At 63.0% G+C, this 26,363-nt stretch carries 26 protein-coding genes; 22 read left to right on the plus strand and 4 right to left on the minus strand.

The annotated features are described in order from the left end of the window. The first annotated feature begins 120 nt into the window (after positions 1 to 120). Genes A7A77_RS03050 through A7A77_RS03065 form a run of 4 tightly spaced genes read left to right on the plus strand, consistent with a single transcriptional unit; the run spans position 121 to position 5,307 of the window. Entirely contained in the window at positions 121 to 2,484 is a 2,364-nt protein-coding gene (locus A7A77_RS03050; RefSeq protein ID WP_066553556.1) for a TonB-dependent receptor, read from the plus strand. Between the two features lie 34 nt (positions 2,485 to 2,518). Further along, on the plus strand, positions 2,519 to 3,406 hold the full coding sequence (locus A7A77_RS03055) for an alpha/beta fold hydrolase (protein ID WP_066553302.1): 888 nt from the start codon (positions 2,519 to 2,521) through the stop codon (positions 3,404 to 3,406). Further along, complete coding sequence (locus A7A77_RS03060) at positions 3,403 to 4,686, plus strand: spinster family MFS transporter (RefSeq protein WP_066553304.1); 1,284 nt, start codon at positions 3,403 to 3,405, stop codon at positions 4,684 to 4,686. The genes A7A77_RS03055 and A7A77_RS03060 overlap by 4 nt, the downstream gene beginning before the upstream one ends. 42 nt (positions 4,687 to 4,728) lie before the next feature. Further along, the gene (locus A7A77_RS03065; RefSeq protein WP_066553311.1) at positions 4,729 to 5,307 is read left to right on the plus strand and encodes a nucleotidyltransferase family protein; all 579 of its coding nucleotides are present in this window, start codon (positions 4,729 to 4,731) and stop codon (positions 5,305 to 5,307) included. A gap of 536 nt (positions 5,308 to 5,843) precedes the next feature. On the opposite strand, the gene A7A77_RS03070 is transcribed toward A7A77_RS03065, so the two are convergent. Further along, a complete protein-coding gene (locus A7A77_RS03070; protein WP_216635537.1) occupies positions 5,844 to 6,494 on the minus strand; it encodes a hypothetical protein in 651 nt (216 codons plus the stop codon). A 48-nt stretch (positions 6,495 to 6,542) separates the two neighbouring features. Here A7A77_RS03070 and A7A77_RS03075 point away from each other — a divergent pair, with 48 nt between their 5' ends. Genes A7A77_RS03075 through A7A77_RS03085 form a run of 3 tightly spaced genes read left to right on the plus strand, consistent with a single transcriptional unit; the run spans position 6,543 to position 8,162 of the window. Beyond that, positions 6,543 to 7,289, plus strand: a complete 747-nt coding sequence (locus tag A7A77_RS03075; protein ID WP_066553314.1) for a TlyA family RNA methyltransferase — start codon at positions 6,543 to 6,545, stop codon at positions 7,287 to 7,289. A gap of 49 nt (positions 7,290 to 7,338) precedes the next feature. Further along, positions 7,339 to 7,842: a TspO/MBR family protein gene (locus A7A77_RS03080; protein WP_066553317.1), complete on the plus strand. Its 504-nt coding sequence runs from the start codon at positions 7,339 to 7,341 to the stop codon at positions 7,840 to 7,842. Positions 7,843 to 7,868: 26 nt separating this feature from the next. Further along, positions 7,869 to 8,162 (plus strand): accessory factor UbiK family protein, encoded by a 294-nt coding sequence (locus A7A77_RS03085; protein WP_066553320.1) that lies wholly within the window; start codon positions 7,869 to 7,871, stop codon positions 8,160 to 8,162. Between the two features lie 18 nt (positions 8,163 to 8,180). Here the strand turns inward: A7A77_RS03085 and A7A77_RS03090 are convergent, their stop codons facing one another. Then, positions 8,181 to 9,833 carry an FAD-binding protein gene (locus A7A77_RS03090; protein WP_066553563.1) on the minus strand — a complete coding sequence of 551 codons (1,653 nt, stop codon included), beginning with the start codon at positions 9,831 to 9,833 and terminating at the stop codon, positions 8,181 to 8,183. 309 nt (positions 9,834 to 10,142) lie between these two features. On the opposite strand from A7A77_RS03090, the gene A7A77_RS03095 reads away from it, so the two are divergent. From A7A77_RS03095 to A7A77_RS03110, 4 genes are all read left to right on the plus strand, one after another. Further along, entirely contained in the window at positions 10,143 to 12,626 is a 2,484-nt protein-coding gene (locus tag A7A77_RS03095; RefSeq protein ID WP_066553323.1) for a TonB-dependent receptor, read from the plus strand. 127 nt (positions 12,627 to 12,753) lie between these two features. Next, positions 12,754 to 13,278 (plus strand): nuclear transport factor 2 family protein, encoded by a 525-nt coding sequence (locus A7A77_RS03100; RefSeq protein ID WP_066553326.1) that lies wholly within the window; start codon positions 12,754 to 12,756, stop codon positions 13,276 to 13,278. 16 nt (positions 13,279 to 13,294) lie between these two features. Further along, positions 13,295 to 14,047, plus strand: coding sequence for an SDR family NAD(P)-dependent oxidoreductase (locus A7A77_RS03105; RefSeq protein WP_066553329.1), 753 nt, complete (start codon positions 13,295 to 13,297; stop codon positions 14,045 to 14,047). A gap of 7 nt (positions 14,048 to 14,054) precedes the next feature. Next, complete coding sequence (locus tag A7A77_RS03110; RefSeq protein ID WP_066553332.1) at positions 14,055 to 14,390, plus strand: DMT family transporter; 336 nt, start codon at positions 14,055 to 14,057, stop codon at positions 14,388 to 14,390. Between the two features lie 44 nt (positions 14,391 to 14,434). Here the strand turns inward: A7A77_RS03110 and A7A77_RS03115 are convergent, their stop codons facing one another. Beyond that, a complete protein-coding gene (locus A7A77_RS03115; RefSeq protein ID WP_066553335.1) occupies positions 14,435 to 15,520 on the minus strand; it encodes an acyl-CoA dehydrogenase family protein in 1,086 nt (361 codons plus the stop codon). A 140-nt stretch (positions 15,521 to 15,660) separates the two neighbouring features. On the opposite strand from A7A77_RS03115, the gene A7A77_RS03120 reads away from it, so the two are divergent. The 4 genes from A7A77_RS03120 to A7A77_RS03135 are packed head-to-tail and all read left to right on the plus strand — an operon-like array spanning position 15,661 to position 18,511. Then, complete coding sequence (locus tag A7A77_RS03120; protein ID WP_066553336.1) at positions 15,661 to 16,431, plus strand: helix-turn-helix transcriptional regulator; 771 nt, start codon at positions 15,661 to 15,663, stop codon at positions 16,429 to 16,431. Positions 16,432 to 16,469: 38 nt separating this feature from the next. Beyond that, entirely contained in the window at positions 16,470 to 16,832 is a 363-nt protein-coding gene (locus A7A77_RS03125) for a poly(R)-hydroxyalkanoic acid synthase subunit PhaE (RefSeq protein WP_066553337.1), read from the plus strand. 6 nt (positions 16,833 to 16,838) lie between these two features. Further along, positions 16,839 to 17,930 (plus strand): alpha/beta fold hydrolase, encoded by a 1,092-nt coding sequence (locus tag A7A77_RS03130; RefSeq protein WP_066553340.1) that lies wholly within the window; start codon positions 16,839 to 16,841, stop codon positions 17,928 to 17,930. After that, a complete protein-coding gene (locus A7A77_RS03135) occupies positions 17,930 to 18,511 on the plus strand; it encodes a GNAT family N-acetyltransferase (protein WP_066553343.1) in 582 nt (193 codons plus the stop codon). The genes A7A77_RS03130 and A7A77_RS03135 overlap by 1 nt, the downstream gene beginning before the upstream one ends. 30 nt (positions 18,512 to 18,541) lie before the next feature. On the opposite strand, the gene A7A77_RS03140 is transcribed toward A7A77_RS03135, so the two are convergent. Further along, positions 18,542 to 19,393: an esterase/lipase family protein gene (locus A7A77_RS03140; RefSeq protein ID WP_245638372.1), complete on the minus strand. Its 852-nt coding sequence runs from the start codon at positions 19,391 to 19,393 to the stop codon at positions 18,542 to 18,544. Between the two features lie 151 nt (positions 19,394 to 19,544). Here A7A77_RS03140 and A7A77_RS03145 point away from each other — a divergent pair, with 151 nt between their 5' ends. From A7A77_RS03145 to A7A77_RS03175, 7 genes are read left to right on the plus strand one after another with little or no spacing between them, the layout of a single operon-like run. Beyond that, a complete protein-coding gene (locus A7A77_RS03145; RefSeq protein ID WP_066553347.1) occupies positions 19,545 to 19,937 on the plus strand; it encodes a Zn-ribbon domain-containing OB-fold protein in 393 nt (130 codons plus the stop codon). Next, the gene (locus A7A77_RS03150; protein ID WP_156500349.1) at positions 19,934 to 21,082 is read left to right on the plus strand and encodes a thiolase family protein; all 1,149 of its coding nucleotides are present in this window, start codon (positions 19,934 to 19,936) and stop codon (positions 21,080 to 21,082) included. The genes A7A77_RS03145 and A7A77_RS03150 overlap by 4 nt, the downstream gene beginning before the upstream one ends. Before the next feature lies 1 nt (position 21,083). Beyond that, entirely contained in the window at positions 21,084 to 22,292 is a 1,209-nt protein-coding gene (locus A7A77_RS03155) for an acyl-CoA dehydrogenase family protein (RefSeq protein ID WP_066553355.1), read from the plus strand. Between the two features lie 21 nt (positions 22,293 to 22,313). Continuing rightward, a complete protein-coding gene (locus A7A77_RS03160; protein WP_066553358.1) occupies positions 22,314 to 23,285 on the plus strand; it encodes a thiamine pyrophosphate-dependent dehydrogenase E1 component subunit alpha in 972 nt (323 codons plus the stop codon). A gap of 17 nt (positions 23,286 to 23,302) precedes the next feature. Beyond that, positions 23,303 to 24,316 carry an alpha-ketoacid dehydrogenase subunit beta gene (locus A7A77_RS03165; RefSeq protein ID WP_066553567.1) on the plus strand — a complete coding sequence of 338 codons (1,014 nt, stop codon included), beginning with the start codon at positions 23,303 to 23,305 and terminating at the stop codon, positions 24,314 to 24,316. Positions 24,317 to 24,329: 13 nt separating this feature from the next. Then, the gene (locus tag A7A77_RS03170) at positions 24,330 to 25,766 is read left to right on the plus strand and encodes a 2-oxo acid dehydrogenase subunit E2 (RefSeq protein WP_066553361.1); all 1,437 of its coding nucleotides are present in this window, start codon (positions 24,330 to 24,332) and stop codon (positions 25,764 to 25,766) included. Between the two features lie 11 nt (positions 25,767 to 25,777). Beyond that, the gene (locus A7A77_RS03175; RefSeq protein ID WP_066553364.1) at positions 25,778 to 26,314 is read left to right on the plus strand and encodes a VOC family protein; all 537 of its coding nucleotides are present in this window, start codon (positions 25,778 to 25,780) and stop codon (positions 26,312 to 26,314) included. Positions 26,315 to 26,363 lie beyond the last annotated feature (49 nt).

Here is a 26,363-nt window from a genome sequence, read left to right on the forward strand (position 1 = left end):
CCACAGCTACCTGCGAAAAACGCGAATGGCAATGAATTGGAACTTGAAAGGTGGTTCATGTTTCAATATTGACTGCGCCGACAGGTCCCGTCAGGGGGCCGAGTTGTGGAGGATGACCTGATGAAATTCGCGCTTTTCGCTTGCGCTGCCAGCCCCGTTGCCATTGCCGCTCTGACAGTTGCGGCCCCTGCCATGGCGCAGAGCACGACCGACGTTGCAGAAGCTGCAGTCGATGTGAATGAGGCTGCGATCATTGTTACCGCACGTCGCCGCGAAGAGCGCCTCGTTGATGTGCCGGTCGCAGTCACCACGCTTAGCGGTGCGCAGCTGGAACAGCGCGGTGCGATTGATCTTACCGACATCGCGCAGTCGACCCCGAATACGACTCTCGAGTCCTCGCGCGGTACCAACTCTACGCTTTCGGCCTTCATCCGTGGTGTTGGTCAGCAGGACCCGGTTTCGGGCTTTGAGCAGGGTGTCGGCATCTACCTCGACGACGTATATCTCAACCGTCCGCAGGGCGCTGTGCTGGATATCTACGACGTGGAGCGCGTCGAAGTGCTTCGCGGCCCGCAGGGCACGCTTTATGGTCGCAACACGATCGGTGGTGCGGTCAAGTACGTCACCAAGCGCCTGCCGGACGAGTTCGCTCTCAAGGCCAAGGCTACTTATGGCAGTTACAATCAGCTTGATGGTGTGCTGACCGCCTCGGCTCCGATAAACGATCTGCTGCGCGTTGGCGCCTCTGTTGCCAAGCTTACTCGTGACGGGTTCGGCAAGAATATCACGACCGGTAAGGAAAACTACGACAAGGACGTCTTCGGTGCGCGCGGCACGATCGAGCTGGGTGGATATGGCCAGCCGGTCCTCCTGCGCATCAGCGGCGACTATACCCATGACAAGAGCAACCCGCGTGGTGGTCATCGCCTGATCCAGGGCACATCACCAGACGGCGACATCCTGCCCGACGTTTTCGACACTGCCGGTGCGATCGACGATCCGGAACAGGACGTCGAGGCATGGGGTCTTGCCATGCACGCCTCGATCGACTTGTCGGACGCGCTGACCTTCAAATCGATCACCGCATGGCGCGTTGACCACAGCGCAACGCCGATCGATTTCGATGCAAGCCCGATTGTCGACCTCGACGTTCCGGCCTTTTACGACAACGAGCAGCTGAGCCAGGAATTCCAGCTCGCTTATGACAACGGCGGTGCGCTTCAGGGTATCGTCGGCTTCTACTGGCTGGATGCCAACGCCGACACCTACTTCGACAGCCGCCTCTATACCTATCTGCCCGACACCATGCTGACCGGCCACACGAATGCACAGGTAGACACCAAGACCTATGCGATCTTCGCCGATCTGACCTACGACCTGACCGAGCAGCTCTCGCTGTCGCTGGGTGGACGCTACACGTGGGACAAGCGCATCGCCGACATCTACAAGGCGAACTATGTCTTCGGCGGTTCGGGTGCATTCAGTGACCCGGAAGGCGATCTGTTCAGCGTCGACACCGATTTTGCCGGTAGCGCGGAATTCAAGAAGTTTACCCCGCGCGTTTCGCTGAGCTATCAGCCGAACCCTGATCATAACGTCTATGCTTCGTACTCGCAGGGCTTCAAGGGCGGTGGCTTCGATCCGCGCGGTGCCGGCTCCAAGGCGAACGATCTCGACGAGGACGACGTTCTGAGCGACGCGGAAATCGCGACCTATCTCGGCTTCGATCCCGAAGTCGTCGACAGCTACGAAGTCGGCTACAAGGGCAACCTGGCAGGCGGCGCACTCTACCTTGCCACCGCGCTGTTCCGCATGGACTACTCGGACATCCAGATCCCCGGCTCCGTGCCCTGCACGGGCACTGGCGGTGTGCAGACTTTCTGCGGCGTCGTCTCGAACGCTGGCAAGGCACGCTTGCAGGGTGTGGAAGTCGAAGCCAATGCCCGCCTTGGCCGCGACCTGATGGCCTCGGGCGACCGCCTGAACCTGTCCGGCGCGCTTGGCTACATTGATGCCAAGTTCAAAAAGTACGAGACGCTGATCGGCGGCAAGACCGTGGACGTGGCCAAATACCGCTATATCCAGAACACCCCCGAATGGACCGGCAGCGCCACGCTTGCTTACTCCACTCCGGCCGGTGCCGGCGATCTCGCCATGTCGACGACGTGGTCATACCGCTCCAAGACCCACCAGTTCGAGTATCCCAACCCCTACATCGACCAGGACGGCTATGGCCTGTGGGATGCCAGCATCGTTTACTCCGCCCCCGGCGATCGCTGGTCGATCGGCCTGCACGGCAAGAACCTGCTGGACAAGGAGTACATTACCTCTGGCTACAGCTACATCGCGCAGGACGCCACGACCGGCCAGCCGGTCCTGAACGACGACGGAAATCCGATCCCGACGCTTGGGCAGGAAGGTACGCTCACCGCGTTCTATGGCAACCCGCGTCAGGTCTTTGTCACAGCCACTTTGCGGTTCTGATCCCTTGCGGGGATCAGGACAAGAGACCGCGGGCATGAGGAAATACGAACAACACCGCTTCCGCTCTGCGGATAACAGGCTGGAATTGTTCGCGCGGGATTATCTCCCGGTGGGGGAGCCGGGGTGTGACGGAGGAGCGGAGGGACTGCCGCTCCTCCTCATGCACGGTCTCACGCGCAACAGCGCCGATTTCGAACCGTTGGTCGCGCATCTGCCGGAATTCCGGCTGATCGTTCCGGACCAGCGGGGCAGGGGTCTGTCGGATTACGATGACGATGCAGCCAACTACCGCGTCGATGTCTATGCTGCGGACATGTTCGCACTGATGGACGGCCTCGGCATCGAACGCTTCGGTGTGATCGGCAACTCGATGGGCGGGCTGATCGGCATGGCGATGGCAGCCATGGCGCCCGGGCGTGTCGCAATGCTCGCCCTGAACGACATCGGGCCTATCGTGGACGACGCGGGTTTGGACCGCATCCGTGGTTATGTCGGCCCCTCGCGTCCTGCGGCGGACTGGACCGAGATGGCAGAGCGTTTCGCGGCCGTGAATGCCTGCGCTTTCCCTGACTTTACCGATGCGGACTGGCTCGCATTCGCCCGGCGCACCTGTCACAAAGTCGGCGACGGGGTCGTCACGGCTTATGACCCCGCCATCGCGATGGGCATGGAACCCGATGCCGATGCTGTCGTGCCTGTCGATCCTTGGCCACTGTGGGACGCGTTGCGCAGCATTCCCGTGTTTGTGATCCGCGGTGCGATCAGCGATTTGCTGTCGGCTGCCACGGTCGCGGAGATGAAGCGGCGGCACAATGGTCCGTTTGCCGCAGTGGAGGTGGCCTTGCGCGGCCACCACCCGTTGCTGGACGAACCGGAAGTGCTTGCAGCGCTTCCCACCTTTCTGCAAGTCCACGCCGTATGACCGAGTTCGCCGAAAGCACAGCAACCGCTCCTGCAAGGGCGCTTCCCGCAAAGCCGGGGCCCGTCCTTGCAATGCTGCTGCTCGTCTACGTCTTCAATTTTCTCGACCGGCAGATTCTCTCGATCCTTGCTGCGCCGATCCAGGCCGATCTTGGCTTGTCGGATACGCAGATGGGCCTGCTTGGCGGCATCGCGTTCGCGTTGCTCTATTCGACATTGGCGGTACCTCTGGCATGGCTGGCGGACCGGACGAGCCGCAGCTGGGTCATCACCGTCAGCCTGATCGGGTGGAGCGCGTTCACCGCCATATGCGGTTTTGCCCAGAATTTCTGGTCCATCTTCCTCGCTCGGCTTGGTGTCGGCGTGGGCGAAGCGGGCGGGGTCGCGCCCTCCTATGCGATCATCGGAGATTATTTCCCCTCGTCGAAGCGGGCATTCGCGCTATCGATCTATTCGCTGGGCATTCCGATCGGATCGGCGGCAGGGGTGCTGACCGGCGGATATATCGCGGCGACGGTGGACTGGCGCACGGCGTTTCTGGTCGTCGGCCTGTGCGGTGTCGCGATCGCGGTGCCATTCCGCCTTGTCGTGAAGGATGTGCCGCGGGCGCAAACGCAAAAATCCGAACGGCAGGGTTTCGGTGCGATTGCGCGCATCCTTGCCGCAAAGCCTTCGTTCTGGTTCCTCTCCTTTGGCGCGGCGTCCAGTTCGATGCTGGGGTACGGTGTCGCGTTCTGGCTGCCCAGCCTGCTTCAGCGCAGCTTCGGGCTGGACCTTGTCCAGACATCGCATTTCTTCGGCGCGGTCCTGCTGTTTGGCGGCACGGTCGGCGTATTGCTGGGCGGATGGGCTGCGGACCGGTTGGGTGGCCATGACCGGGCGTGGTATGCGTGGCTGCCCGCTCTGGCCTTTGTCGCGGCGCTGCCATTCTACGGTTTCGGCATCGTGTCGCAAAGCGTGACGGTCGCCTTCGTGCTGTTCCTTGTGCCGCAGGCGTTTGCCTATATCTGGCTTGGCCCCGTGCTTACCGCCGTGCAGCACCTTGTCGCGCCCGATGCGCGGGCGACGGCATCGGCGCTGTTCCTGCTCATCAACAACCTGATCGGTCTGGGCGGCGGCATCTATGCGCTGGGCGCGTTGTCCGACATCCTGAAGCCCGTCTACGGGGACGAGGCGCTGCGTTATTCCATGCTCTACGCATTGGTGCTCTATGCCGTCGCGGCGATCCTGATGGGCCTTGCGGGAAGACGCCTGCGCCGGGACTGGGTGGCAGAAGGCTGACGCCTTGCCCTGCGCTTGCCGGCGGTCTAGCCACTAACGGGCATGACCAACGCACCGCCCCTGCCTCCCTCGATCGCTTTCGTCCTGCTTGCGGCGGGGCGGGGTGAGCGGTTCGGTGGGCGCAAGACGACGGCCTTGCTGGGCGATATCCCCCTGTGGCGTCACGCGGCGAGTGCGGCGGACGCTGCCGGATTTTCGAACAGGATCGTGGTGATGCGCGAAGAAGGCGCATTCGGCCCGCTGGACGAGTGGAATGCCTGTATCAACGCCGATGCCAACGCAGGGATCGCCTCCACCATCCGCGCTGGTATCGCGGCGGCAGGTGAGGCGGAGCGTATTGTCTTCGCACTGGCCGATATGCCGTTCGTGGAACCTGCGCACTTGCGCGCGCTCGCCATCGGGGACGGGGTGATCTTCACGGCGCAGGCCGATGGCGGAAAGGGTATCCCCGCCGCATTCCCGCGCGCGTCATTCGCACGGCTCTGTCAGCTATCGGGCGATCGCGGCGCGGGGGCGATCACATGGCCGGCCTTCACCCTGCTTGAACCCGCCGATCCGTCCAGCCTGCGCGATATCGATACACTGGCCGATCTGCAGGCGGCACGATCCGGCATGGTTTGAAGGCAGCTACCGGATCAGCGAAATGAGAAAGCCCGCAAGCGCCTGAACGCCTGCGGGCTTTCGCATGGTCAGCGGCCGGAAGTGCCGCCCAAACGTAGCCTTTATCGCCTCACGCTAGCGATAATGCCTCGTGGTGGACTTCACCGACCTCTCTGCTGAACCATGAGACATCGGATCACCTCCTTTCGCGCCGGGGCCAAGAATTCCCGCGATCGCAAGCCCCCTTGAAGCCTTGCGTGCGGCAGGCCGGATCGGTGCGAAGCTGTCGATGATCTGCCGGTCTGTCGGCCATCGATGGCACCGCTCCGTCCTTGATTCGCAGAGTGCGTTTTTTGCGCTGCAACGACAAGTCTTGCGTTCAATTTATTCACTGTCATAATCGGGCACTTGGAGTGTTGACGGCGCGCGGCAAGCCACTGAAAAAACATGGTTTGTCGAACGCGGATCGTTTGTGCCAAGCCCATCCCGAACAGCCCGAAGAACCCGATTTGCGACCAGTCGTGGCCGCGAATCCGGCGCTATCCACAGCCAAGATTCTAGCGGCAATCCTCGACCACGCGTGCGATCTCCGGCCAGCTTGGCAGATAGAGCGTTTCGGTGCCCGGAACCTGCACGGCAAACCGCCCGCGCGTGAAGATCATCGCGTCGAGAATCGGGTCGTGCGGTGCAAGCGTGGCCACGACCTGTCCGCTCGCCGGTGCGGCTGAAACGGTCTTGACCGCCTCCGTCGTGGTGATGGTCATCGTCGTTGCGCCGCTCGCAGCCGCAGGGCGCCACAGCTTCACTTGCCGGTTGCCCGGTTCGCAGGCGACGGTGAACAGCGTCTGCGCGGGCGTCGGTCCGAACAGCGTGTGCGTGGCGGCGGCGCTGGAAACGTAAGTCCAGTCGCCTTGTGCCAGCGGTTCGCCCAGCCAGTCCGTCGGTGCCTGCACGACCGGCGGCGATGTTGGCGTCGAGGCGGGGGCAGGGGCGGGCGCGGGTGGCGGCGCGGGCACGGGGTTTGCCGGAACGCAGGAGGCAAGGCCGATCCCCGTCGCCGCGATCATCGCGCCGGTCAGCAGCCAGCAGCGCCGCATGGCAGAGCGTGCCTGGCCGGTTTGGGCATCGATCGTGATCTGGTTGTCGGGAAGGGCGGGTGCATCGTCGCTTGGCGTCATGCCCTTGTTATGCGAAGGGCTGTGCCGCATCTCAAGTCCCATCCGTTCAACCGGTTATCGTTTTCGCCGATCCGTATCATGGCCAAGAGCAAGAAACAGCGCATCGACCAGATGCTCGTGGAGCGCGGGCTTGCCGAAAGCCGTTCGCGTGCGCAGGCGCTCGTCATGGCGGGGCTGGTGTTTTCGGGCGAGACGAAAATCGCCAAGCCCGGCCAGCAGTTGCCCGAAGACGCCCCGCTGGAAGTGCGCGGGCGCGATCACCCGTGGGTCAGCCGCGGCGGCATCAAGCTGGCCCACGCCATCGAAGAATTCGGGCTGGACCCGGCGGGCGCGACCGCGATGGACATCGGCAGTTCTACGGGCGGTTTCACCGATGTCCTGCTGCAAAAGGGCGCGGACCATGTGTTCGCCGTCGATTCGGGCACGAACCAGCTGGCATGGAAGCTGCGGCAGGATGAACGCGTCACGGTTCTGGAACAGACCAGCGCCCGCATCCTGACGGCCGACCACATCAACCGCGCCTGCACCTGGGTGGTGTGCGATGCCAGCTTCATCGGCCTTGCCAAGGTTCTTGAAGTGCCGCTCTCACTCGCTGCGCCGGATGCGACTCTGGTGGCACTGATCAAGCCGCAGTTCGAAGTCGGGCGCGGCGAAGTGGGCAAGGGCGGGGTGGTGCGCGATCCGGCGCTCCACGAACGGGTCTGCGACGAGGTGACCGAATGGCTCACCGCTTCCGGTTGGCAGGTGCGCGGCTTGACGCAAAGCCCGATCACCGGGCCGGAAGGCAATGTCGAGTTCCTTGTCTGGGCGCATCGCGGGAATTGAACGTGATCTAATGCGTGGAACGCGTGCGGGCTGGAATCGTTTTGCAGGCATGAACCAGATCGCATCCCGGCCGGACAGCACCGGCTCCGTCCTCAAATGGGCGCTTCTTGCCGTACCCGTTGTCGTCGTCATCGGCCTGTTTTCGGGCTGGGCATCGGGATCGGGCGGGGACGGGGCGTGGTTTTCCGCACTGGTAAAGCCGTCGATCTATCCGCCCGCATTCCTGTTCGGGATCGTCTGGACGATCCTCTATGTCCTGATGGGCTTTGCGCTCGCCTTCGTGCTCGCCGCGCCCAAAACGGCATTCCGGCGCTTTGCACTGGGCATTTTCGCGGTCCAGCTGAGCGTGAACGCGCTGTGGTCGCCGATATTCTTTTCGGCACACCTGATCGGCTTCGCCTTTTTCTGGATCGTGCTGCTGATCATCCTCGTGATCGCGACAATGGCCTATTTCGCGCGGGTCAGCCGCACTGCCATGCTGCTGCTCGTGCCCTATCTCGCGTGGATCTGCTTTGCCGCAGTGCTTAACCTGCGTTTCTGGCAGTTGAACTGAACAGGGTTCGGGGCCAAATAGAAACGATGCAAAGCGACAATCCCCGTATCTCGGACCTCACCCGCATGTTCACCGCTGCCGCCGGCACTTTTGCCGGCATGGCGCAGGAATCGGCCGAAGCCGCGCGCGAACGTTTCAAGGAAGCGCTGGGCGGGCTGGATTTCGTCAGCCGCGAGGAATTCGAGGCGGTGAAGGAAATGGCCGTGAAAGCGCGCGAGGAGAACGAGAAGCTCGCCGCGCGCATTGCGGAACTGGAAGCTGCGGCGAAACCCGCCACCGTCAAGAAGGCGACGGCGAAGAAGGACTCCGCCGTCGGCTAAGTACCGCCAAGCCTCCGGTCAGTTGCTCTCCACTTCCGTGCCGAGGTGGCGGCCCGCGATGTAGCCGAAGGTCATGCCCGGCCCCAGCGTTCCGCCCGCGCCGCCATATACTTCGCCCAGCACTGCCGCCATGGCATTGCCCGCGGCATAGAGGCCGGGGATCGGTTCGCCGTTCCAGTCCAGCACCTGTGCGTCGGCGTTGGTCTTCGGGCCGCCCGCCGTTCCCAGCGCGCCCGCTTCCATCTTCACGGCAAAGAACGGGCCCCGATCAATGACGCCAAGGGTGCGGTACGGCGGTTCGAATTCGGTGTCGCCCCACATGTAGAAATTGTCGTAGGTATTGTCGCCGCGATTGAAATCGTCGTCGTGGCCATTGCGGACCATGTCGTTGAAGCGCGCAACGGTGGCGGCCAGGCCTGCTGGGTCGATGCCCGCGATTTCGGCCAGTTCTTCCAGCGTGTCGGCCTGCATCATGAACGAAGGGACCGGCCCGCCCGGCGGCGTGTTGAACGTCTGGTACTTGTTCCGGTAACGCTGGTCGATGATCAGCCAGTAGGGCAGGTTGGCATAGGCGTGGCTGCCCGCATCGAAGGCGTGTAGAGACTTGCCGAGCGCGTTGTAGTTCGCCGCCTCGTTCACGAAGCGCTTGCCCTTGCGGTTGACGAGGATCGCGCCGGGGCGTGCCCGTTCGTCCGATCCCAGCAGGTAGTTCGGCTTGGCGTCGCGGTGCTGCGGCTTGAATTCCAGCACGCTCTGCATCCAGAATGCGTTCTGCATGTTGGCCAGCTGCGCGCCTGCCTCGATCGCCATCATCAGGCCGTCGCCTTCGTTTTCGGGGACGCTGACGGGTCCGGTCAGCGGCCCGCGCAGGAATGTCTTTACCAGCTGTTCGTTCCATTCGAACCCGCCGGTGGCGATCACCACGCCGCGGCGCGCACGCACGCGCCAGGTCTTGCCGTTGGCGTCTTCCGCCTCCACCCCGATCACGCGGTTGCCGTCCTTCACCAGCTTGCGGGCGCGCTTTTCGAATTCCACCGGAATGTCGCGATCCAGCACGGCAAGGTAGAGCGAACCCGCCAGCGCCTGACCCAGCCCGCGATAATCGCCGGCTTCGCGTTCGGCGAGGGTCGCTTCGTCCAGCGATCCGCGGATCGCTTCCATAAGGCTGCCGCGCAGGGGGTAGGCCATCTTGCTGGGATTGACCCGCGTTGCCCGGTTGCCCAGCCGCACGAAGGCGAACGCCTCGTTATCCAGCGAACGCCCGCCGTCCGGCTTCGCGCCGGGCATATAGGGCTGATAGTCGGGAAAATCGCTGAAGGCGAGGAAGCGAACGGGCGTCTTGTCCGCGAAATAGCGGATCATTTCCGGCCCGCTTTCCATGAACGCCCAAAGCGTATCGGGATCGAGCGCGCCGGGCGCCAGCGCGTCGAGGTATGCGACGACATCCTCGTCCGCTTCATCGATTCCCGCCTCGATCTGGTGATGATTGCCCGGAACCCACAGCATCCCGCCTGACATCGCGGTCGTACCGCCGACCATTCCGGTCTTTTCGAGAATGACGACATCGCCCGCGCCGAAATCGTGTGCCGAAATCGCCGCGGTCATCGCCGCTCCGCCAGAGCCGAGGACGACGACGTCTGCCGTTTGATCCCAAGTGTCTTGTCCGGTCATCATCCTGCTCCCGATCCATCGGTTATTGCAGGCGCATCATGCGATTGCGATGCCCTGCTTTTATTTATGACATTTGTCATAATAAAAAGCGGCAGGGAAAAAGACACTCTGAAAAGTCATAGGGTGAATAGGCGTTGAAGCTGAAAAATCGGCAGAAACGCCTGCGATTTCATTCGAAGCGACCACCTGACACTTGGGCTAGCTATCGAGACCGGCGGCGCGACGACTAAAACGTTCCCATCAAGAAGGACACATGCGGGCAGCCGGCAATCGCGGGGTTCGCCATGTCGCATCAGGGGAGAGAATGTCATGCGTTCACGCCATAAATTCGCGTTGCTGATGGGCACTGCCGTAACGGCTTTCGCCGTTCAGCCCGCATTCGCGCAGGACGAGGCACCGGCGACCACGCAGGCACAGACCGGCGGCCTTTCCGAAATCGTCGTCACCGCACGTAAGCGCGAGGAAAGCGTTCAGGACGTTCCCGTCGCGGTTACCGCGATGTCGGAAGAAATGATCCAGAACCGCGACATCACCAGCATCGAAAAAATCGCATCTGCCACGCCGAACCTCAACGTCGGCCGCGCATCCAACGGTTCGGCGGCGCAGATCACCCTGCGCGGCATCGGTTCGTCTTCCACCTCGATCGGTATCGAACAGTCGGTCGCGATCGTCGTCGACGGCGCATACTATGGCCAAGGCCGCGTGATCGAGGAAGGTTTCTTCGACCTTGCCCGTGTCGAAGTTCTGAAGGGTCCGCAGGCCCTGTTCTTCGGCAAGAACGCGACCGCCGGCGTGATTTCGCTGACCACCAACGACCCGACCTACGAATGGACCGGTTCGGTCAAGGCCGGCTACGAGTTCAAGGCCGAGCAGTACAGCCTCGAGGGTATCCTTTCCGGCCCGCTGACCGAAACGCTGGGTATCCGTCTGGCGGCCCGTTATTCGAAGATGGACGGCGGTTACTACCGCAACGTCCAGACCGATCAGAACTACGACACGATCGATATCGCGACAGACGATGGCACCGGCAACACGTTCGAGCGACTGATCTCGACCCCGGTCGAAAGCCCGATGCCGCAGCAGGAAGAATTCCTCGCTCGCCTGACACTGAAGTTCGAACCGACCGACAACCTTACCAGCACGCTGAAGGTCACGCGTGACCAGAACGACACGCTGAACAACAGCTGGAACTATGTCGCTTATTCGTGTGGCGACGGTACCGGCAACAGCCAGCTGACCGATTATGCCTGCGCCCGGGATTTCGTGACGCACCAGAACAATCTGCCGGTCGAGCTGTCGCGCATTTCGCCCTATGGCCGCGACGATGGCGCACCGTACAACCGCTATCGCAGCTGGGGCATCAACAACAACCTAGAGTACGATCTGGGTTCCATGTCGCTTGCTTCCGTCACCAACTGGCAGCGCAACAACAACTCTTGGGCCTGCGCCTGCAACTTCCAGACCGCAGACGATGCTCCCAATCTCGACGGCATGATCTTCGCCACAGAGAATTCGACATGGCGCGCATGGTCGCAGGAACTGCGTCTGACTTCCCAGTTCGACGGCATGTTCAACTTCATGATCGGCGGCCTGTACCAGAACACCAAGCGCGATTTCGGCCAGTGGGGGTATTACGGCGGCGTGCGCGACACGGATGCTCCGCGTCCCGACTTGCTTTACGCTGCGGGTGAGAAGATCAGCTGGACCAAGGGGGAAACCATCGCGATCTTCGGTCAGGTCCGTGCGGAGCTGGTAGAGAATCTCGAACTGGCGGCCGGTGGCCGCTACACCGACGAGAAGAAGGACAGCTACTTCGCCAACGAGTACGTCAATCCGGCCTATCTCGTGGTTTATCGCACCGCCGATGAAGAGCTGGGCACGATTACCGCGAACCAGAAGTTCAAGGACTTCGCGCCGGAAGTCACCCTGACCTACAAGCCCACGCGGGACCTCCTCGTCTATGGTGCATACAAGACGGCCTACAAGTCGGGCGGCTTCTCGAACGGCGGTATCAACTCTGCCCTTTCGACCGATCCATACAGCGACCTTACCTTCAACCCGGAAGAGGCCGAAGGGTTTGAGGTCGGCATCAAGTCGACGCTTATGGGGAACCAGCTGCGCGCGAACATCACGGCCTTTACCTACAAGGTGAACGACTTTCAGGTCGACTTCTTCAACTCGCCGGTCTTCGCCTTCAATACGCTGACCGCCGATGCGAAGACGCAGGGCGTGGAGCTTGAACTGGAATATGCGCCCTATGCGGTGCCGGGCCTGAACCTGACGGCGGCGATCAACTATAATGATGCCAAGTACGACAGCTTCCCCGAAGGTCCGTGCTATTCCGGCCAGACCCAGGCCGAGGGCTGCAACGTCATCACCGAAGATGGCCAGATCCGTCAGGACCTGACAGGCAAGCCGCTGTCGGTCGCGCCGAAGTGGACCGGTGCATTCGGTGTCAACTACGAAACCGACATCACCAACGACCTGATGTTCGGCCTGACCGCTAATGCCCGTTACAGCGACAGCTACAACCCGTCGGCATTCGACAACCCGATCGCCGTTCAGGACAGCTACTGGACGCTGGACGCAGGTCTGCGCTTCGGTGCGGCCGACGGCAACTGGCAGCTGGCCGTGATCGGCAAGAACCTGACCAATGAGTTCTACGTCACCGGCGTGGTCGACGGGCCCAGCACCGGCACGTCTTCGGGCGGGGTTACGGGAACGAAGGCCGACCAGCTCGGCTTCGGCACCCTGCCGCGCACGGTGAAGGTCGAACTTACCAAGCGTTTCTGATCCGAAGCGTCCACCGGAGCAATCGCAACCCGGCACCTCCCTCGGGCCGGCGCGCGATCCGGGTAAAGGGCCGGCAGGGTATCCATCCGCCTGCCGGCCCCCTTTTTTTACGAGGCGGGACGAGCCGATGACCGATCTCGACAAGCTCTTGGCCAAGGATGCCATCCGCGATCTTGCCGCACACTACATGCGGGGGCAGGACCGGCTGGACGCCGAACTGCAGATGGCGACGTTCTGGCCGGATTCGACGACCGATTACGGCATCTTCGAGGGCAGCGGCCCCGATTTCGTCCGCTTTGCGCAGGCCCTGCTGGTCGAACACATCGCCAACCAGCACCTGATCGGCCAGCACCTGATCGAATTCGATGGCGACGATCCCGATGTCGCTTATGGCGAAGTCTATTTCTACGCCTTCCACCGCATTATCGACGATGGCGTGCCTACCGACATGACGATCTGCGGCCGCTACATCGACAGATATGAACGCCGGGCCGGCGAATGGCGTTTCGCCCACCGCAGCGAAGTGAACGACTGGGCCCGCAAGGAACCTGCCGCCGACGCCTTCATGCAGACCGATCTCGCCGCTGCACTGATCGGTCGCCACGACATGCAGGACCGTTCCTACGACCGGACCTGGCTCAAGAACGCCTGACAAACGGAGCACACCGATGACCAAGAAGACCATGATCGTGACCGGCGCCGCATCGGAGGCGGGACTTGGTTTTGCCACCGCCCGCATGCTCGCCCGCGAGGGGCACGCGGTGTACCTTACCGACATCGACGGCGAAGGCGTCGCCGCCCGTGCTGCACAACTGTGCGGGGAAGGGCTGTCGGCAACGGGGCTGGCACAGGACGTGACCGACGCGGCCGCGTGGGACTCTCTTGTCGAGCAGGTGAAGGGCGAGACGGGACGCATCGACGGGCTGGTCAACAATGCGGGGATCGCCGTGCTGCGCTGGATGGCGGACCTCGATGAAGCAAGCTGGGACCGGCAGATCGCCGTCAACCTGAAGAGTGTCTACCTTGGCTGCCACGCGGTTCTTCCGGTGATGGAGGCGCAGGAAGGCGGATCGATCGTCAACCTCTCCTCAGTTGCCGGTCTTGTCGGCATACCCGGCACGACGGCCTATTCCGCAAGCAAGGGCGGGGTGCGGCTAATGAGCAAGTCCATCGCGATGGAAGTCGCGCCCAAGGGCATTCGCGTCAACTCGGTCCATCCCGGCGTGATCTGGACCGACATGCAGAAAGTCGCGATCGAGGATAATCCGGACCAGTACGACGCGATCAACGCCTCCATCCCGATGAAGCACATGGGCGAGCCGGACGATATCGCCAACATGATCACGTTCCTGCTGTCCGAACGGGCCAAGTACATCACCGGCGGCGAATTCGTCGTCGATGGCGGCCTGACCGCGCAGTAACCCGGCCATGCCCGCCGAACTGACCGCCCGTGCCGTCGCGCTGTTCGCCGTCGTTGTCGGCGGGCAGATCGGCGGCAGTATCCTGCTTGCCTATACTGCCGGCTTCACCCGTCCCGGCTGGTCGGTGCTTTGCGCGCTCGTCTATGCGATGTCGCTCTATTCACTGGCGGTATTGCTGAAGGAAGGCGCGCCGCTCAGCCTGATGATGCCGCTGCTAGCCGCTGTCGTGCCGTTGGGTTCGATGTTGCTTGCGCTGACACTGCTGGGAGAGCCCGCCTCGCTGTTGCGCGTGGGGCTGCTCGTGCTGGCCTGCGTAGTGATCGGTATCGCCAGCTCTGTGTGACCCCGGTCCGGCACCAGCCGGACGGGGTCAACGGCATGGGGGCGTCAGGCTGCCGCGGCGTAGCGGTCCAGCGTCGCCATCGGCATTTCGGGCCAGCGGGACAGGACCAGCAGTCGTTTGTGCCCTTGTCCGACCGACAGTTCGTCCGTCACGCCCATGCCGCCGTGGAACTGGATCATTTCGTGGCCCAGCGCGATCGAGGCTTCCGCGATGAAGGCGCGGGCGCCGTCGACATGGTCCGAAAACTCTGCGCTTCCGTCTTTGACCGTCGCCAGTTTCACCAGCGCGCGTGACTGTTCCAGCGCGGTATATTGCGTGGCCATGCGGTGCTGGATGGCCTGGAAAGAGCCGATCGGCGCTCCGAACTGTTCGCGCGTGCGCAGGTAGTCCAGCGTTTCGGCAAAGATCTTTTCCATCACGCCAAGCGCTTCGGCGCATCGCGCCAGCGACGCGAGCGCAAACACGCGGTCCAATGCTTGGGGATCATGTTCGATACGGGCATCGGCCCTGACCTGCACCGCTTCCAGCCGCAGCGAGGCGGTGTCGGTACCGTCGGCAAGGCGCCATGACGACGCGGTCAGCCCCGCAGCTCCGGCCTCGACCAGCAACCAAGCGGTCGTGCCATCGGGCAGGGTGGCTGCAATGACGAATCCTTCCGCGCCGGCCCCGGCGATGACATGCGGCACTTCGCCATCAAGCACGAAACCGCCATCGGCCGGTCGTGCCTGCACGCCGTTTGCACTGCGCGCTGCGGGATGGCCGACGCCGAGGCGCGCTTCGCCGCTCAGTATCCGGGGGATCCACGCTTCGGCCAGATCCGTGTTGTTGCCCGTTTGCATCAGCAGGCCCGGCAGAATTGCCGATTCCAGCACCGGTTCGACGACAATGCCGCGTCCCAGCGCCTCGAACGTGACGGCAAGCGCCGTGGCATCAAGGCCAAGGCCCCCGCACTCTTCCGCGAAAGGCACGGCCATGACGCCAAGCTCTGCCAGCAGTTCCCAGTTTTTGCGGCTAAAGCCATGGGGAAGCGAGAGAAATTCGCGCCGCCGCTCCACGTCGTAGCGATCGGTGACGAAGCGGTCGACGACCGCTTTCAGCATTTCTTCGTCTTCGTTGAGTTCGAAATTCACGACCCCCCTCCTTTCCCCTTTGGTTAGCAGCAAAATGTCGTGCCGCATCGCTCTGCAAAAGGTTAGGGCTCTGCAAAAGGTCAGGGTTGCCATTGTCGTGTCATTTGCGTCTGACTACAGTTCGCCGCAGAGAGGAAGCTATGGCTCGACTTATAATCGACAAGCTGGACGCCGTTCGCGTTCTTAAGCCGGAGGACATCCGTCCCGCAGCAATGGCACTTGCCGAGATTTCGGCCGCGCACGGCATGCGCGCCGCGCCCGCACACGACATCGCGGACAAGCGCACGCCCGTCGATGTGGATGGCAATATTCTTGCGATGGACGTTTTTGGGTGGCCGGACGACGAAAACGCGTGGTGGCGCAATCCGCGCATTGCGCTGGAATCGCCGATCACGCTGGCCTGCCGTTTTGAAACCGATGTCTTCTGGGTCAATGCGGATGGCTTTCACCCGCGTTCGCCCAACAGCTATCTTGAAGATATCGACATCAGCAATTTCGAAGGACGCGCCCGCACGCGTGCGGCCATTGTCGTCCCGGTGCACATGGCCTTCGGCATGATCGGTGCGGTCAGTTTCAATCCGGTGGACGAAACGAAGCTCGATCTGGCCGATGATTTTCGCGAAAGCGGCGATCTCCTCGCGATCTATGCGCGGGCCTTCATCGAAAGCTACACCCACGTCATGGGCGCGATACAGGCATTGCCGCCGGGATCGCGCCTGTCGAAGCGGGAGGTGGAGTGCCTGCGATGGGCCGCGATCGGCAAGACCGACATGGAAATCAGCATGATCATGTCGCGCAGCCGCGCCACCGTGCGTTTCCACATCCACAACGCGGCGACGAAGCTGAACGCGGTCAACCGCAGCCAGACCGTCTTCAAGGCGGCGCAGTTGGGATATATCTCGCTTAATTGACAGTTGGCAGGCGCCTTTCCCTGCGCGATCACGCAGGGATGAGCGAGAAATCCTTCGATCCCGTCGCCGAATGGCAATCCTTCGTCCAGCGCTGGGAACAAGAGATCAACGCCTGGTCCGGCCAGCTGACCGGAAGCGAGGAATTCAGCGCGCTGATGGGGCAGGCAACGAAGATGACCGTGCTGGGCCAGAAGGCGATGGCCGAGCAGACGGAGGCTATCCTCAAAACGCTGAACCTGCCGACGAAAAGCCAGCTGGAGGAACTGGGCACGCGGCTTGACGCGATCGAGGACCAGATCGTGCAGATCCGCCTGCTTATCGAAGGGGGCAAGGCCACACCGGTCAAACCGGCAAGGGCGGAACCGACACGCACACGCCAGCCGCCGGCAAAGGCAAGATAGCCGCAAATGGCGGACTTGCCGGAACAGCTCGACCCCGAAGTCATTTCGCGGCAGGTGAGGCGCGAGGTCGACCGCGCGTTGAAGCGCAATATCAAGGGGCTGGATTTCCTGACCGCCGGGCGAGAGCCGGTGGGCCACATGCCGCGCGACGTGCTCTACCGCGACGGGACGGCGGTGCTCTACCGCTATCGCCCGCTGCTGGACGATGTCTATCGCGTGCCGCTGCTAGTCGTTTCTCCGCCCAGCAACAGGGGCTATATCTTCGATCTGGCCGCAGGGCAGAGCTTCTTCGAATTCCTGCTGCAACGCGGCTACGACGTCTACAACCTCGACTGGAACCCGCCGCGCCGGGACGAGGGCGGACTGTCGCTCGACGACTATGTCGCCCGCTTCATTCCCGAAGCGCTCGATAAGGTGCAGCGCATGTCCGGCCAGGGTGAAGTGTCGCTGGCGGGGTACTGTGCCGGCGGGACGCTGGCGACGATGTACGCGGCGATCGACGGGGCAGGGGACGCGCGAATTGCGAACCTTCTCGCCATCGCGACGCCGGTCGATTTCGACCACATGCCGCTGTTCCAGACTTGGGCCGACAAGCGCTATTTCGATGTCGACCTGCTGGTGCGGGAGCTCGAGATCATCCCGCCCGAAGTGATGCTGGGCGCATTCGATTTGGCCCGACCCGCCAACCGCACGGCAGGTCGCATGCAACTGTGGACCAACATGTGGAACGACGAATTCGTGAAGTCATACCGCATGTTCGACCGCTGGGCGGCGGAAACGCTGCCGGTGCCGGGACGCTATTTCGAACAGCTCGTCAAATCGCTGATGTGGGAAAATGCGCTGGTAAAGGGCACGCTGGAAATCGCGGGCCGGCCGCTTGCCTTGTCCGACATCCGCGCATCGATCCTCAACATCGTGGCGCAGCACGATCACGTCGTCAGCCTTGAGGCGACCGCGCCGCTGATGACGATGACCGGCAGTAAGGACCGCGAACAGATCATCGCCAAGGGCGGCCATGTCAGCCTTGTCGCCGGGCCGTCTGCCCTGCGGCGGCTGTGGCCGCTGATCGATGAATGGCTTTGCAGGAGATCCACCTGATGACCACCCAGTCCCTTGCGCCTGTCACGCACGACCTTTCGGGAACGACCGTGACCTTGCGCCCCATCGCCCCGGACGACGCGGATGCGATCCTCGTCTTTGCCAACAGCCTGCCGGTCCACGACCTGCTGTTCCTGCAACGCGATATCCGCAATCCGCGTGTCGTGGCCGCATGGCTGGACGAGATCGCCGCCGGAACCATCCGTTCCATGCTGGCGATCGACGGCGACACTGTGCTTGGCTGCACCGCACTGGTGCGCGACGACCTCAGCTGGTCCTCCCACGTCGCGGAAATCCGCATTCTGGTCGATCCGGCCAGCCGCGGCATGGGCCTTGGCCGGTTGCTGGCCATGCACTGCCTTGACGCGGCGGCGGTGGACGGGATCGACAAGATCCTCGTGCGCATGACGCCGGATCAGGACGGCGCGCGGCGCATGTTCGAGGAAATGGGCTTCGTGCCCGAAGCCTTGCTGCGCGATCACGTGCGCGATGCGGAAGGGACGACGAGCGACATCCTCGTCATGGCGCTGGACACGCAGCGCCATGCGGCAAGGCAGGCGACTTACGGGCTTTCCGGTTAGGTGACGGGGCCGGAGACTATGCAGGGCGGGCTAGCGCCGGTCCTGTTCGGCAGGCTTGCGGTAGCAGGCGGCGAACGGCCCGCCATAGTCGAAGGGCTGCCATTCGCCTTCCGCCTGGGCCAGCCGGTGGGCGACAAGGTGGAACACCGCCGGATTGGTGACGAAGCCGAAATGGCTGGAAATCACCTCGATATTCTCGGTCTGGGCGTCGGTCTCGCTCACGCAGTTCTGCCATGCGGTGATGCCGTCGCTGCGCGAATAGACCGCGCTTGAGGGGACGGGCAGAACCGCGTGCCCGTCGGCATAGCGGCGGTGATGGCGCATGTCGGCCACGCGATTGCCGGTCAGCAGTTCGTAAAGCGTGTTGAGATTGGTGGCCGACGGATCGCCGGTAAACGGGCTGCCCAGCGTGATGACCTGCCGCACGTCGGCCGGATCGCGCCGCGCGGCCTCTCTTGCGATGACGCCGCCAAGGCTCCACCCGACAAGGCTGACCTTGCTGCCGCTCTTGTCGCGGATTTCGCGGATGCGCCGCGCGATATGCTCGCCGTTTTCGCCGGTGGTATGTTGGTCGAGATTCCAGCCGAGATCCCATGCGTGGACGGCATAGCCCAGCCGCGACAGGAACTGGCGCAGGATCGCGGTCATCTGGTCGTTTGTGGCAAAACCGGGAAGAACCATGACGGGGTGCCCGTCGCCGCGCGGGGCCGATGTCAGCACCGGATAGGACATCGCCAGCATCGAAAGCTCCAGCAGCGAACGCGGCGCTTCGGCAATGGTCCAGCCGGCGAACGGCCTGACGATATCCTGTTTCTTGCTCATCACCTGCCCTGATGGGGTGTCGATGCGGCATGCGCCATGCTTCATTTGGACAGGTGCCATATGAATTTAGCCCCCTTGCGCCCTGAAATCGGGCGCAGGTGAACCGATCCCTATCGTTTTGGGCAGCCTGCGCGTGTGTCCGGAATGCGCTTTAACCGTTCGAGAAGATGACGAATCGTGCCCGCGCCGCGGGGTCTTTTGAGGATGTTTGATGCGACCGATTGCCCAAGGCCTGTTCACTGATGAAGCGTCGCCGCGCCTTGTCGGCGGACGTGACCGTGACAGCGGGCGCATCGTGTTCCCGTGCCCTGCGAACGACCGTTTCGAACCGGTGCCCCTGTCGCGCAGCGGAACGCTGTGGAGCTATACCATCCAGCGCTTCCGCCCCAAGTCGCCACCCTATGCCGGGCCGGAGGCGTTCAGCCCGTTCCCCGTCGCCTATGTCGAGCTTCCGGGGGAAACCATCGTCGAGGCGCGGCTGGTCGATGTCGATTTCGCTGACATCGCGATCGGCATGGCGCTGGAATTCGTGACCGTTCCGCTCGATCCCGATGCCGCCGATCCTGTCGCGATCCCCGCGTTCCGCCCGGCGGAGGCGGCGTGATGGGCGACGTTTGCATTATCGGCATCGGCATCCACCCGTTCGGCCGGACCGAAGGGGCCAGCGGTGTCGACCAGGGCGTTTTCGCCGTGCGAGAGGCATTGCGCGATGCGGGTCTGGAATGGAGCGATGTCCAGTTCGCCTATGGCGCATCGGAAGCGGCGGGCAACCCCGACACGATGGTCGACCAGCTCGGCCTGACGGGGATGCAGTTCATCAACGTGCGCAACGGCTGTGCGGCGGGCGGATCGGCGCTGTTTTCGGCGCAGATGGCGATCAAGTCGGGCGAATGCGATGTCGGCCTTGCCGTCGGTTTCGACAAGCATCCGCGCGGTGCGTTCGATGCCAAGCCTGCCGAATACAACCTGCCCGAATGGTACGGCGATGCCGGCTACATGGTCACCACGCAGTTCTTCGCGAACAAGATCATGCGCTACATGCACGTGAACGGCATCAGCCGCGAAACGCTGGGCCGCGTGTCCGAAAAGGCGTTCCGCAATGGTGAGAAGGCACCGCACGCATGGCGCCGTCAGCCGGTCGCGCTGGACGAGATTCTCGATGCGCCGATGGTGTCCGATCCCTATTCCAAATACATGTTCTGTTCGCCCGCCGAAGGGGGCGTGGCCCTGATCCTTGCCAGCGAGAAGAAGGCCCGCGAACTGGGCATTGCCCCCATCCGGCTGAAGGCGGCGACGATGCGCACCCGACCGCCGGGCAGTTTCGAGGTTTTCGCACCTTCCATCGATATCGAACGCGGCGGCAGCGCCACGAACATCGCCAGCCGCGATGCGTTCGAGATTGCGGGGATGGGGCCGAAGGACATCGCCGTCGCCCAGCTTCAGGATACCGAGGCAGGGGCCGAGGTCATGCACATGGCCGAAAACGGCTTCTGCGCCGATGGCGATCAGGAACAGTGGCTGGCCGAAGGGCGCACGGAAATCGGCGGGGCCCTGCCGGTCAATACCGACGGCGGCTGCCTTGCCTGCGGCGAACCCATCGGTGCATCGGGGCTGCGGCAGGTTTACGAAAATGTCGTCCAGTTGCGCGGGGCCGGCGGTGCGCGGCAAGTGCCCGGCAATCCCAGAGCGGCCTACAGCCATGTCTATGGCGCGCCGGGCGTTTCCGCCGTGACGATCCTGGAGCGCTGAGATGGATATCGACCTCAGTCCCGCCGAAGAAGCCTTCCGCGACGAAGTGCGGGCATTCCTTGCCGAGAACCTGACCGACACGATCAGGGAAGGCGCGGCCGGTTCGCCGACCGTGTTCGTCGAACCGGAAATCGGGCAGGAATGGAACGCGATCCTGAACGCGCGCGGCTGGCTTGCCTATCAATGGCCGAAGGAAGTGGGCGGCACGGGCTGGAGCCCGGTGCAGCGCTATATCTTCGAAAAGGAATGTGCGCTGGCAGGCGCGCCGAACCTCACCGTGCTGGGCCTGAAGCTCGTCGCGCCGGTGATCTATACCTTCGGCACCGAGGAGCAGAAGGCGCACTACCTGCCGCGCATCCTGTCCGGAGAGGATTACTGGTGTCAGGGCTTTTCCGAACCCAATGCCGGTTCGGACCTTGCCTCTTTGCAGACCCGCGCGGTGAAGCAGGGCGACAAGTACGTTCTCAACGGCTCCAAGATCTGGACCACGCATGCGCACTGGGCGAACAGGATGTTCGTGCTGGCCCGTACCGATGCCACGGTGAAGAAGCAGGCCGGCATCAGCTTCTTCCTTGTCGACATGGACCAGCCTGGCATTTCGGTGCGCCCGATCCTGACGATGGCGGGCGACCATGAAGTCAATCAGGTCTTCATGGAAGATGTCGTGGTTCCCGCAGAAGACCTCGTCGGGGAAGAGGGGCAGGGCTGGACGATCGCCAAGTTCCTGCTGGAAAACGAACGCGGCGGATCGTGCCATGCGCCCAAGCTGATCCACGATCTGGGCGAGATAGAGCGCCTTGCGATGGACGTCGACGACGGCAACGGCGGGGTGATAGGCGAAGATCGCGACTGGCGCCGCCGTGTTGCGAAGCTGAAACTGGGCATCCAGTCGCTGGAAGTCATTGAGCTGAAGATCCTGTCGCGCATCGCGAAGGGTCAGCAGCCTGGGCCGCAGACATCGCTGACCAAGTTGCTCGCCTCCGATCTTCGGCAGGATGTCGACCTGCTGGCCGTGGACTTGTTCGGAGTGGCCGGCCTGCAACTGCCGACAGCGCGCCCGCTTTATGGCGAAAACGCGCCGGCCCCGTTCCGGAACGCGCACGCACAGGTGGCGACCGCCCGTTATCTCAACAGCCGCGCGTGGACGATATTCGGCGGCACAAACGAAGTGCAGCGCACCATCATCGCCAAGACCGTGCTGGGCCTGTAGAATTCCCTTCGGGAGAGAGAAATGCAGCTAAACCGTACCGACCTGCTGGAAGCCTATCGCCGGATGAAGATCATCCGCGATTTCGAGGATTTCCTCCATGACGAGATCGCGAAAGGCGAGATTGCCGGCTTCACCCACCTCTATGCGGGTCAGGAAGCCGTTGCCGTCGGAGTGTGCGAGCACCTGTCGGACGATGACAAGATCGTTTCCACCCACCGCGGCCACGGCCACTGCCTTGCCAAGGGTTGTGACGTGGAAGGCATGATGAAGGAAATCTGGGGCAGCCGCGAAGGCCTTTGCAAGGGCAAGGGCGGTTCGATGCATATCGCCGATGTCGACAAGGGCATGCTGGGCGCGAACGGCATCGTAGGCGCGGGCGCACCCATCGCGGTGGGCGCGGCGCTGGCGGCGAAGCTGGACGGAAAGGGCAATGTCGCAATCGCCTTTTCGGGCGACGGGGCCTGCAACCAGGGCACCACGTTCGAGGCCATGAACATGGCCGTCGTGACCAAGGCACCGGCCATCTTCGTGTTCGAGAACAACCACTATTCCGAACACACCGGCTTCGAATACGCAGTCGGCACCGACAAGGATATCGCCAGCCGCGCCGAAGCGTTCGGCATGAAGGTCTGGCGCGCCGATGGCACCGATTTCAGTTCCGTTCACGATACCATGAGGGAAGTGCTGGAATATGTCCGCGCGGGCAACGGCCCGGCGGCTGTCGAGTTCGATACCGAGCGTTTCTACGGCCACTTCGAAGGGGACCCGCAGCGTTATCGCGGCAAGGGAGAGCTGGACCGCATCCGCGCAGAGCGCGACTGCATCAAGAAGTTCCGTGAGACCGTGACCGAGGCGAAGCTGCTGGAAGGTTCCGATCTGGACAAGATCGATGCCGAAGTCGCCAGCCAGATCGAGCAGGCGGTTGCCGCCGCGCGCGCCGCGGACCGCCCCACCGCAGAAGACGTCCTTGCCGACGTCTACATCGACTATTGATTGGCAGGAGCGATCCCGTGACGAAAATGATGTATCGCGATGCCGTTCGCAACACGATCTTTCAGGAAATGCAGCGCGACCCCAACGTCGTCGTCCTTGGCGAGGATGTCGTCGGCGGCATGGGCACTGCCGGCGGGCCGGAAGCCATTGGCGGCATCTGGTCCACCAGCGGCGGGTTCTACGAAGCGTTCGGCCCCGACCGCGTGATCGACACGCCGATTTCGGAAAGCGCCATCGTCGGTGCGGCGGGCGGGCTTGCGCTGTCGGGCAAGCGTCCGATCGCCGAGCTGATGTTCGCCGACTTCATCGGTGTCAGCCTTGACCAGATCTGGAACCAGATCGCCAAGTTCCGCTACATGTTCGGCGGCAAGACCAAGTGCCCCGCGATCATCCGCCTGATCTATGGCGCAGGCTACAACGCGGCGGCACAGCACAGCCAGAGCCCGCACGCGATCCTGACCGGGATGCCGGGTCTAAAGGTCGTGATGCCGTCGACGCCCGCCGATGTCGCGGGCATGATGCGGCAGGCGATCCGCGATGACGATCCGGTGATCTTCATGGAGCACAAGGCGCTTTACGGCGTGCAGGGCGAAGTGCCCGACGATCCGGACTTTGTCGTGCCCTTCGGCCATGCGCGCCTGACCCGCGCCGGACAGGACGTGACGATCCTTGCCACCGGCATGATGGTCGGCATGGCGGAAGCCGCCGCCGATACGCTGGCGGAAGACGGTATCGGCGCCGACGTGATCGATTTGCGTTCGACCAGTCCGCTGGACGAGGAGGCGATCCTCGATTCCGTTGAAGTAACGGGCCGTCTGGTGATCGTGGACGAGGCTCCGCCGCGTTGCAGCCTTGCGACCGACCTTGCCGCGCTTGTCGCCAACAAGGCTTTCGCCAGCCTTCGGGCGCCGATCGAAATGGTCACTGCGCCGCACACGCCGATCCCCTTCGCACGGGAACTGGAAAGCGCATACCTGCCCAATCCCGACAAGATCGAGGCCGCCGTGCGCAAGGCGCTGGCCTACAATTGAGGAGGCACGGATAATGTCGAAGATACGTGCCTTTACGATGCCGAAGTGGGGCATCGAAATGACGGAAGGAACCATCGCCGAATGGATGTTCGGCGAAGGTGACAGTTTCAAGCGCGGCGACCTCATCTGCCTGATCGAAACGGACAAGATCACCAACGAGGTCGAGGCCGAATACGACGCGACCGTTCGCAAGATCCTTGTGCCCGGCGGCGGCGATGCCGAACCTGTCGGTGCGCTGCTGGCGGTGTTCGATGACGGTTCGGCAAGCGACGAGGAAATCGCGCAGTTCGCCGATGCTTTCGTGCCCGCGCAGGGCGGCGTTGCCGAAGGCAAGCAGAAGAAGAAAGAGGGCAAGCCGAAGGAAGCCGACATCGTCGGAGAAGCGGACAAGCCGCGCGCGATCACGATCGACACGAACCGTCCGATCAGCCCCGAAGCGCTGAAACTGGCCGAGGCGGAAGGCGTCGACATTTCCGGCATCGAAGGTTCGGGCCGTGGTGGCCGCATCACCTATCAGGACGTGCAGCAGGCCCTGCGCGGGCCTTCGATCGCTTCGCCCAAGGGTACGGCTGTCCTGCCGGAAGAAACCGACGTCTTCGCATCGCCGCTGGCGCGCCGCATTGCTGCGATCCACGGCATCGATCTCGGCTCGATCAAGGGCACGGGTGCGCGTGGGCGTATCTCGAAAAAGGACGTGCTGGCCAAAGTTCCGCAGGGGACGGGTTCTGCCGCCGCAGCGTTCGGCGCGCCGTTCCAGGCCGTGCCGAACGAGGCGAAGGTGATTCGCTTCGACAAGATCCGCAAGGTCGTTGCTAAGCGGCTTACCACCGCCAAGCAGAACATCCCGCATTTCTACCTGCGCGTCAGCGTCAGGGCGGACAAGATGCTGGAACTGCGCAAGACGGCGAACCTCGTGCTGGGCACAAAGGCATCGGTCAACGACTACATCGTCATGGCCGCCGCCAGGGCGCTTGCCGCGCATCCCGACGTCAACGTGCAGCTGCATGGCGAGGAGATCCATTCCTTCCCGCACGCCGACATCGCGGTTGCCGTGGCCAGCCCCAAGGGTCTCGTCACGCCGATCGTGCGACAGGCCAACCGCATGCGGATCGACCAGATCGCTCACCGGACCAAGGAACTGATCGCCAAGGCCGGCGAGGGCAAGCTGGGCTTCGAGGAAATGGACGGCGGCACGTTCACCGTCTCCAACCTCGGCATGTTCGGGATCGAGAATTTCGATGCCATCATCAATCCGCCGCAGGGCGCGATCCTCGCCGTCGGCGGGGCGGAGCGTCGCGCGGTCGAGACCGATGACGGCGGGATCGAGTTCGCAACCGTGATTTCGTTCACCCTGTCGGTCGATCACCGCGCCATCGACGGTGCGCTGGGTGCGCAATTCCTTGCCACGTTCAAGGGGCTGATTGAAAACCCCGAACAGCTTTTCGCCTAGGGGAGGCAGCCATGCCGACAGCAAATTCGATCGCCGACCTCGGCCCGATCATGCAGCAGGCCTACCTGCCGGAGGATTTCGACGCCGCGCTCAAGTACTGGACCGAAACGATCGGCGTCGGCCCGTTCTACATGCTGGAAAACATCCGGCTGGGGGACATGACCTGCCTTGGCGAACCGACCGACGCGGTATTCAGCGTCGCCATCGCATACTGGGGCGACATGCAGGTGGAACTGGTGCGTCCCGAAAACGACGCACCGGCCCACTACACAGGCAAGTACAAGGTGCACGACAGGCTGCACCACGTCTGCCAGCTGGTTGACGATATAGAGGACGCGCGCAGGGCTGTTGAAGCGGCGGGCGCGACCATCGTGGTCGAAGGCAAGGTGGGCGATGACGGCTACGTCATCTACGCCGATCCGGGCTTCGGCGCGGGCGGGATCGTGGAATTCGTCCAGCTTGGCACCGGAGGCCCGGAACTGTTCGCGATGATCAAGGATGCGTCGGTCAACTGGGACGGCAGCGATCCGATTCGCAAGCTGGGCTGATCAATCCGCCTGCGCGTGCCGCCATTCGCGCTTGATCTTCTTGGCCAGC

Source organism: Croceicoccus bisphenolivorans, from assembly GCF_001634625.1.
GTDB lineage: Bacteria > Pseudomonadota > Alphaproteobacteria > Sphingomonadales > Sphingomonadaceae > Croceicoccus > Croceicoccus bisphenolivorans.